7 protein-coding genes are annotated in these 8,555 nt (G+C 43.2%); 4 read left to right on the forward strand and 3 right to left on the reverse strand.

The annotated features are described in order from the left end of the window. The coding region (locus tag JMX63_RS14005) for an IS3 family transposase (RefSeq protein ID WP_201573079.1) at positions 1-539 on the forward strand (539 nt) is incomplete at its 5' end. Between the two features lie 43 nt (positions 540-582). Here JMX63_RS14005 and JMX63_RS14010 read toward each other — a convergent pair. The 3 genes from JMX63_RS14010 to uvrA all read right to left on the reverse strand — a co-directional run bounded on the left by JMX63_RS14010 (position 583) and on the right by uvrA (position 4,560). Further along, positions 583-879, reverse strand: a complete 297-nt coding sequence (locus tag JMX63_RS14010) for a hypothetical protein (RefSeq protein ID WP_201573081.1) — start codon at positions 877-879, stop codon at positions 583-585. A gap of 186 nt (positions 880-1,065) precedes the next feature. After that, positions 1,066-1,341, reverse strand: coding sequence for a hypothetical protein (locus tag JMX63_RS14015; RefSeq protein ID WP_201573083.1), 276 nt, complete (start codon positions 1,339-1,341; stop codon positions 1,066-1,068). 312 nt (positions 1,342-1,653) lie between these two features. Then, positions 1,654-4,560 carry an excinuclease ABC subunit UvrA gene (uvrA, locus tag JMX63_RS14020; RefSeq protein WP_201573085.1) on the reverse strand — a complete coding sequence of 969 codons (2,907 nt, stop codon included), beginning with the start codon at positions 4,558-4,560 and terminating at the stop codon, positions 1,654-1,656. A gap of 533 nt (positions 4,561-5,093) precedes the next feature. On the opposite strand from uvrA, the gene JMX63_RS14025 reads away from it, so the two are divergent. The 3 genes from JMX63_RS14025 (at position 5,094) to ssb (ending at position 8,152) form a co-directional block, all read left to right on the forward strand. After that, on the forward strand, positions 5,094-6,458 hold the full coding sequence (locus JMX63_RS14025) for an MFS transporter (RefSeq protein WP_201573088.1): 1,365 nt from the start codon (positions 5,094-5,096) through the stop codon (positions 6,456-6,458). Between the two features lie 141 nt (positions 6,459-6,599). Then, positions 6,600-7,211 carry a DUF3833 domain-containing protein gene (locus JMX63_RS14030; RefSeq protein ID WP_201573090.1) on the forward strand — a complete coding sequence of 204 codons (612 nt, stop codon included), beginning with the start codon at positions 6,600-6,602 and terminating at the stop codon, positions 7,209-7,211. A gap of 317 nt (positions 7,212-7,528) precedes the next feature. Next, positions 7,529-8,152, forward strand: coding sequence for a single-stranded DNA-binding protein (gene ssb / locus JMX63_RS14035; RefSeq protein WP_201573091.1), 624 nt, complete (start codon positions 7,529-7,531; stop codon positions 8,150-8,152). Positions 8,153-8,555 lie beyond the last annotated feature (403 nt).

Here is an 8,555-nt window from a genome sequence, read left to right on the forward strand (position 1 = left end):
TGGTTTATCCAAACGTGCTGGATCAGAAGTTTGATGCAAACCGTCCTAATGATGCATGGGTAAGCGATATTACTTATATCTGGACTGCTGAGGGCTGGTTGTATTTGGCAGGCGTTAAAGATTTATACACCAAAGAGCTTGTTGGTTATGCCATCAACAAACGCATGACTGCTGACTTAGTCAGCCGTGCACTCAATATGGCAATTAAAAATAAACGACCCAGCAAAGGGCTAATCGTTCACTCTGATAGAGGTAGTCAATACTGTAGCCACGCGTATCATAAGATCATTAAACAGCACCATTTTATAGGCTCGATGAGCGGCAAAGGGAATTGTTACGACAATGCTCCGATAGAAAGCTTCTGGGGCACATTAAAGAATGAGCTGGTATATCATCAGGATTATAAGACTAGATTTACAGCTATCAACGATATCATTAGATACATCGAGCTGTACTACAACCAAACAAGGATTCAAAAGGGCTTGAGCTATAAGTCGCCAAGACAGGTGTGGTTTGACTATTATCGTCAGGCTGCGTAATTAAAATCTCCCAAGTTTAAGTCTACGGGATTGACGGCAGGGGTCAGTATAAAAAACCTTGTTCATTACTAGATAAATTTAAAGATCTAGTTTTTTGGCTTTTATTGTTTAAAATTTTGGAGAAGTAGCTCCAAAAAAATGGAATTATTATAAACGCTAACAAGGTGCCAGAAAATATTAACCCTCCAATTAATGGGAGTTTCCAGTCATCTGGAACCTCAGGAATCAAGGAAGGTGCAAAGGCATGTCCTAGTAATACGGATAAGCATGCTACGAACACTGCTGTAACGAACGCACGTGAAGTCTGTAGCTGTTTTATTATTTCTGTTAGCCAATCCATGAATTCTCTTTTGATGTTTTTACTATGATTTAACTTTAGTTTACTTTAAAAAATTCACTTTACAAAAAGGTTTAAACTAAAATTAGCGGAAAGTGGCCTCGGCTACAATAAACAATTTTTAAGACTACAAAAAAGGCTACTCCCTAAAGAGTAGCCTTTTATCATCAATCATCTAAAAAATACTAACTATTGCGGACGGCCTTGACCATGTCCTTCAGGTTTTTTATACCCTTTTGCAGTCATACAGGCTTCTAGTTTTTTCATATCACTTTGGCTTGGACGACTTTCTTTAGACATTTTCACGCCAGCTCGTTGAGCACAATCATCCATCGCTTGTTTCATATCAGCTGACATCGCAGGTCTTTGATGATTGCGATCGCTTGCGCCATTTGATGTGCCGCTTGATGCACAAGCGCTAACACCGACAGTAGATGCTAAGACAATAAATAGTAATTTTTTCATAGAGAATCCTTAAAATTTCCAGAGGTCGTACAAGAGTGGGTAACGTCAATTTGTGTTGGTTATATCGTTATTAACCAGTTGTTTCTATATCGTATGCGTATACGCATCATATCTAACCATTTAAATATTAATACATTTAGATTTTAAGTATCTTTAATAAATATTAAGAAAGGTAACATAGCGAAGTAACTTAGGTCTTAGTTTATATATCAACTTCCATTCATGGCTTACAGTTTACGCTTTGCCTTGTAATGGTTAATAAAAAAGGCCACCCTATAAAGAGTGGCCTTTTATCAATTATTACTAAGGGTATTAGCTGACTTCTTTCATGCCTTGCTCAAGCATTGGCTTTAAGAATATACCCGTATACGATTCTTTGACTTCAGCCACTTCCTCAGGCGTTCCTTCAGCGATGATCATACCACCACCTTTACCGCCTTCAGGGCCTAGATCGATCACCCAGTCTGCCGTTTTGATAACATCCAAGTTATGTTCGATGACGACGATAGTATTACCTTTATCGCGTAGGGCATGCAGGATATTGAGCAGCTTATCGATATCATGGAAATGCAAACCAGTGGTTGGCTCATCCAAGATATACAGCGTCTGTCCCGTATCACGTTTGGCAAGCTCGCGCGCCAGTTTGACACGCTGCGCCTCACCACCTGATAGTGTTGGTGCAGACTGACCCAAGCGAATGTAGCTCAGACCCACATCCATCAATGCTTGCAGACGACGATAGATGGCTGGTATCGCTGAGAAGAACTCAACGGCATCTTCAACCGTCATATCAAGCACGTCAGCGATGGTTTTGCCTTTATAGTGAATCTCTAGCGTCTCACGGTTGTAGCGTTTGCCTTCACAAGTATCGCACGGCACATACATATCTGGTAAGAAATGCATCTCAACTTTGATCAGACCATCACCTTGGCACATCTCACAGCGTCCGCCTTTTACGTTGAAGCTAAAGCGGCCCGGTTTATAACCACGAGCACGCGCTTCTTGGGTCTGGGCAAACATCTCACGCACAGGGGTAAACACACCCGTATAAGTCGCTGGGTTTGAGCGCGGCGTACGACCGATTGGGCTTTGATCGATATCGACCATTTTGTCCAAATACTCAAGACCGCTAATGCTTTCAAATTTATCGGCAATCAGCGTTGAGGCGTTGTTTAACTGAGTCGCTGCCAATGGCATAAGGGTACGGTTAATCAAGGTTGATTTACCCGAACCTGAGACACCAGTCACACAAGTCATGATGCCAACAGGAATGGTCAAATCGACATCGTGTAGGTTGTTGCCTGATGCGCCTTTTAGCTCGATGGTCATCGGTACTTTTTTGGCTTTGGCCTTACCTTTGACTTCCATATCGATGGTTTTGGCTTTATGACGGACAGTTGGAATTTCGATTTTCTTCTTACCAGACATATATTGCCCAGTTAGCGACTCTTTATTTGCCATAATGTCATCGACCGTACCTTGAGCGATAATATGACCGCCATGTACACCGGCACCGATGCCGATATCGATGACGTGATCTGCTTGGCGAATCGCATCTTCATCATGCTCTACGACCAGTACCGTATTACCCAAATCACGCAAGCGCGTTAGGGTTTTTAGCAAGCGATCGTTGTCACGCTGATGCAGACCGATTGACGGCTCATCAAGTACATACATGACGCCCATCAGACCAGCACCGATTTGACTAGCCAAACGAATACGCTGCGCTTCACCGCCCGATAACGTCTCGGCAGAGCGGGCGAGTGTTAAATAATCAAGCCCGACGCTGACGAGAAAGTTTAAGCGCTCATTAATCTCTTTAAAGATTTTTTCGGCGACTTCACCTTTATGACCGCCAATCTTTAGCGTTTTATAATAGTCAGCCGCATCACCGATAGATAGCTTAACGATTTCTGCAATGGTCTGATCATCAACACGGACGTTGCGTGAGATTTCATTCAGACGCGCGCCGTCACAGACGTTACAAGTGGTATCTGCGAGATATTTAGCCAACTCATCACGAACGAGGTTACTTTGCGTCTTGGCATAACGACGCTCTAGGTAGGGAAGTACACCTTCAAATGGTACAGTCTTATTGGTCTTACGACCGCGCTCATCGGTAAAGTTAAAGGTCAGCTTTTCTTTACCAGAGCCATGCATGATTAGGTCTTGCTGCTCTTTAGACAGGTCCTGCCATGGTGCATCCATATCGATTTTGAAATGCTTACATACCGTGCTAAGCAAGCCAAAATAGTAAGCATGACGCTTGTCCCAACCGTTGATTGCGCCTTGGTTAAGTGACTTCTCATGATGAGTAATCAGTTTTTCAGCGGCAAAGTATTGACGTTTACCGAGACCATCACAGCTTGGGCACGCGCCATATGGATTGTTAAAACTGAACATACGTGGCTCAAGTTCAGGCACCGCGCGATCACAGACAGGGCATGAATGCTTGGCTGACATCACTTGGTTTTCGTCACCGCCTTCTTTTGGATTACCATCCATAAAGTGTAGCGTGACCAGTCCTTGGCCTAGACGTAACGCCGTCTCTAAGCTCTCAGCAACACGGTTGCCCAAGTCATCACGGACTTTAAAGCGATCGACCACCACTTCGATGGTATGTTTTTTCTTCTTATCCAACGTCGGTAGCTCGTCGGTATCATAGACATCACCATCAACGCGCACACGGACAAAACCTTGCCCAATCAGCTGCTCAAGCAAGACGGTATGTTCACCTTTACGCTCGCGAATCACCGGTGCCAAAATCATAATCTTGGTGTCATCTGGCAAGGCCATGACCTGATCGACCATCTCAGTGACCGACTGCGCGACCATTGGCTCACCGTGCTCAGGGCAATATGGCGTACCAATACGCGCATAGAGCAGGCGCAAATAGTCATAAATCTCGGTAATCGTCCCAACGGTCGAGCGCGGGTTATGGTTGGTCGATTTTTGCTCGATAGCAATCGCAGGAGAGAGACCCTCGATGCTATCGACTTCCGGTTTTTCCATTTGCGAGAGGAACTGACGCGCATATGCTGACAAACTCTCGACATAGCGACGTTGCCCTTCAGCATAAAGCGTATCGAATGCCAGTGACGACTTACCAGAGCCAGACAAGCCAGTGATTACCACGAATTTATCTCGTGGAATGTCTAAATCAATGTTTTTTAAATTATGAGTACGTGCGCCGCGTATTGCGATATGGTCATGTGCCATCGTTTATGGGTTTCCTATTTGCTAAAATTATATTAAAAAAGGTGTCTATAAAGAGGTATAAAAAATAAAGGGTTCTGTGAAGATAAAGGTACCGATCAATCAAAAGCATGAATACTGTTTTTATTTTAATTTTGCTAAGCGAATTTAAATCAAATAAGGGTCAGGTAACAGGGGGTGTTTGTTATAGATTTAAACAAATATTGTCATGTTATCGGAGTATCTGTCATATAAGGCGTTTGGGCGTTGTACTTATGATGCCTTACTTTATTGTTATGGCGACCGCATTATTCAAGGTGTGATTGCGCATCTGACGCAGTTGGTAACAAAATAATTGCGTAATATGAATGGCTTGGGTTGATGCGCTATAGGCGGGGGCGTCAGTAAGACAAAAGTCTCGGCAACCAAACGGCGAATGTCTTATACTAGGGGCTTGATTTATAGGCCAGTGTCTTGATAAACCAGTAGTGATAAATCATGGTGCAGTACAAGTACCAGCAGTGAAAAAACAGCAATGATCAATCAGTGAGGCAAGTATGAATAGCGTAGAGAAACGGGCAATCCTCGGAGTCGGTGGCATCTTTGCCTTGCGTATGATTGGCTTGTTTATGATTGTGCCGGTGTTTTCTGTTTATGGTGACAATTATGCACACGCGACGCCGTTTTTGATTGGCTTGGCAGTTGGTATTTATGGACTAGGACAAGCGATCTTTCAGATACCGATGAGCCTTGCCGCTGATAAATTCCCGCGTAAGCCGATTATCATGCTTGGTCTGATACTGTTCGCTGTCGGCGGCATGATTGCAGCAAATGCGACTGATATTTACGAAGTGATTATTGGTCGAGCGCTGGCGGGTAGTGGTGCGGTCTCTGCTGTGCTTATGGCACTACTGGCTGATGTGACTCGTGAGGAAATGCGTACCAAGGCGATGGCCACGATGGGTCTGACGATTGCGACCTCTATTATGCTGGCCTTTGCCTTTGGTCCATTATTAGTCGGCTCGCTCGGTATCTCTGGGCTGTTTTGGCTAACTTCAGGATTTGCTATTTTGGCGATGCTGCTATTGGTGGTGGTACCGACGCCTATGCGCGTGCTTAAGCATAATTTGGATAACAAAACCATTGGTCAACAGTTAGCCACTGTCCTCAAGATTGGCGATCTTAACCGCTTACATATCGGTATCTTTGCGCTACACCTAACGATGACGGCGATATTTGTGATATTGCCGCACCAGCTCAGTGACGTACTTGGCTTATCAGTACGTCAGCAAGGCATGGTGTATTTGCCACTATTGTTTATTGGTTTCGCCATCGCGATACCGTTTATTATCATCGCCGAAAAGAAACGCAAAATGCGTCAGGTTTTTTTGGGTGCGATTGCATTAATGACCGCCGCTTTAGCCATACTCGCGCTTGGTAGTCAGGTCGGTATTGGTATTATATTGGGCTTGCTGCTGTACTTTATGGGCTTTAACCTGCTTGAGGCGACGATTCCCTCATGGATATCTAAGCGTGCACCAGTCGCTAATAAAGCGACCGCGATGGGGCTTAACTCTTCTAGTCAGTTCTTTGGTGCATTTGTAGGCGGGGCAATGGGTGGTCTGTTATTAGGCCAGCCTAATTTGTTGGCGTGGGGCATACTGGCTATTATTATGGGTGCCGCACTGCTTATCATTATTCCCATTTCTCAGCCACCTTATCTATCGAGCACGACGGTTACTATTCCCAAAGACATCAATATCCAAGACTGGTCACGACAAATGCTGGCAGTAGATGGTGTTGATGAGTTGGTCGTCATGGCAAAAGAGCAAGTTGCTTATTTGAAGTTAGATAAGACACAGTTGACGGATGATTCACGTCAGCAGCTATCGAGTTTGGCGCAAAGTCCGCTAGATATTTAATATGATATATAACAGCTTTAGACTTATGTTTTTATATAGAAGTAAAGCCAAATAGCAAAAATTGCACAGACAGCAGTCTCATAAACCACCAATATCAATCAGTAGAAACTAACTATTTATCTCTATTTAAAAGGAATTAATATGAGTAAATTTAAGATGTTGTCTGGTAATGTCATTGAGGGTAAAAAGAAGGCGCATCGCTCAATAGCCAAGTTAACCGTAGGTCTTGGTCTATTGGCCATACTGCTGACCTCTGGTTGCGCTACGCAAAATATTCAGGCGTATCAGAACACCACACCAACGCTCGACATGCATGAGTTTTTTTCGGGTCAAATTGATGGTTGGGGTATGTTCCAAGGTCGAAATGGTGAGGTCAAAAAACGCTTTTATGTCGACATTGATGCAACCCATGAGGGAGATGATGTCATTGTCCTAAACGAGAAGTTCTCGTGGGCAGATGGCACGAAATCGCAGCGTATATGGCGTCTGACTGAGCAGACAGATGGCAGCTGGAGAGGTGTGGCAGGTGATATTATTGGCGAGGCAACAGGGCAAGTGGTTGGCAACACGTTGCACTGGAATTACTTATTAGAGTTACCTGTCGAGGACAAAACCTACAAAGTAACGTTCGATGATTGGATGTATCTTATCAATGAGGATGTCATGCTTAATCGCTCAGTGATGAAAAAATTTGGCGTAGAGCTGGGTAGCGTGACGTTGAGCATGCACCGTAAGCCTTCTGATGATAACTAGAAACCTCTAAATCACTTGATAGTAAGTTAGATGCTATGCAATATTGATAAAGTTAGACGGTGTTCTTCAGCGTCTTAAAATGGCAAAATAGCAGCATATTTATCTATTACCTGTTATTTATTGGACTCTACAATATCGACTAGTATATCAAGATAGAGTATCTAAGCGACATAGACTGACGTGCACCATAGGTAGCCTATAGATATTTCGATAAAAATTGGTTAAAGTAAAATTATACAATTGATAGTGTCAAATGACGCTATCAGATAATGATTAAAACAGTTTATTAAATTATTCATAAGTAAAAGGACGGTATCATGCGCGGAGTCAATAAAGTTATCATCATCGGTAACCTCGGAGCAGATCCTGAGGCACGCCAATTCAGCAATGGCGGTAGCGTAACCAATATCTCGGTTGCGACATCAGAGCAGTGGACAGACAAACAAAGCGGCGAAAAAAGAGAAGCGACAGAGTGGCATCGTATCGCACTTTTTAATCGTCTAGGTGAGATCGCAGCGCAATACCTGCGTAAAGGCAGCAAAGTCTATATCGAAGGTAGTTTGCGTACACGTAAATACCAAGACCAAAGTGGTCAAGATCGTTATATTACTGAGATTCGTGCTGAACAAATGCAGATGCTTGATGGTCAAACTGGCGGTGGTCAAGGTGGAGATAACTTTGGTGGTCAAAACCAAGGTCAGAGTGGCGGCTATAATAATCAAGGTGGCCAAAACAATCAAAATAACTTTGGTCAGCAAGCAAATAATCAGATGGCACATCAAGGCGGCTACAATCAACCAGCGGCTCAAGGTGGTCAGAATAGCTTTAACAATCAGGCGCCTGCTCAGCAAAACCAGTTCAATCAGCCAGCACAGAAACCTGCACAATCTAAGCCTACAGCAATGCCAGATGGCCCTGTAGATGATGACATTCCGTTTTAGGATACACCTTAGACTTAATGTTAAAAAAGCCCTGCAACTGCAGGGCTTTTTTAATGCTTGCTATAGTTGATTCAATTTAAAAGAGATACAAGGCAACTGAGTGCAGATGTAACTGTGATACTTCAAACGAGGTTAACGCTGTAGCTCTTTTATAGAGGATTATTAGCTATATTCAAAAATATAATTCAGTTGATGCTTTTTAACGTAGCTAAACTAATTTTTTATTAAAAATGTTTTTAATTTATTTATTATGCTCTTAATCTGTAAACGATTAAACTTGAGAGTTTCCCAAACTTTGTGTAACTGCTTATAATCCACTAACAGGAGAATAAGCAATGACTAACCAATCTGACATCAAGAAACTGGCTGAGCAAATGGCCAGCAGCATGAAAAGCTTCGATGA

Origin of the sequence: Psychrobacter nivimaris, from assembly GCF_904846365.1 — a bacterium.
GTDB lineage: Bacteria > Pseudomonadota > Gammaproteobacteria > Pseudomonadales > Moraxellaceae > Psychrobacter > Psychrobacter nivimaris_B.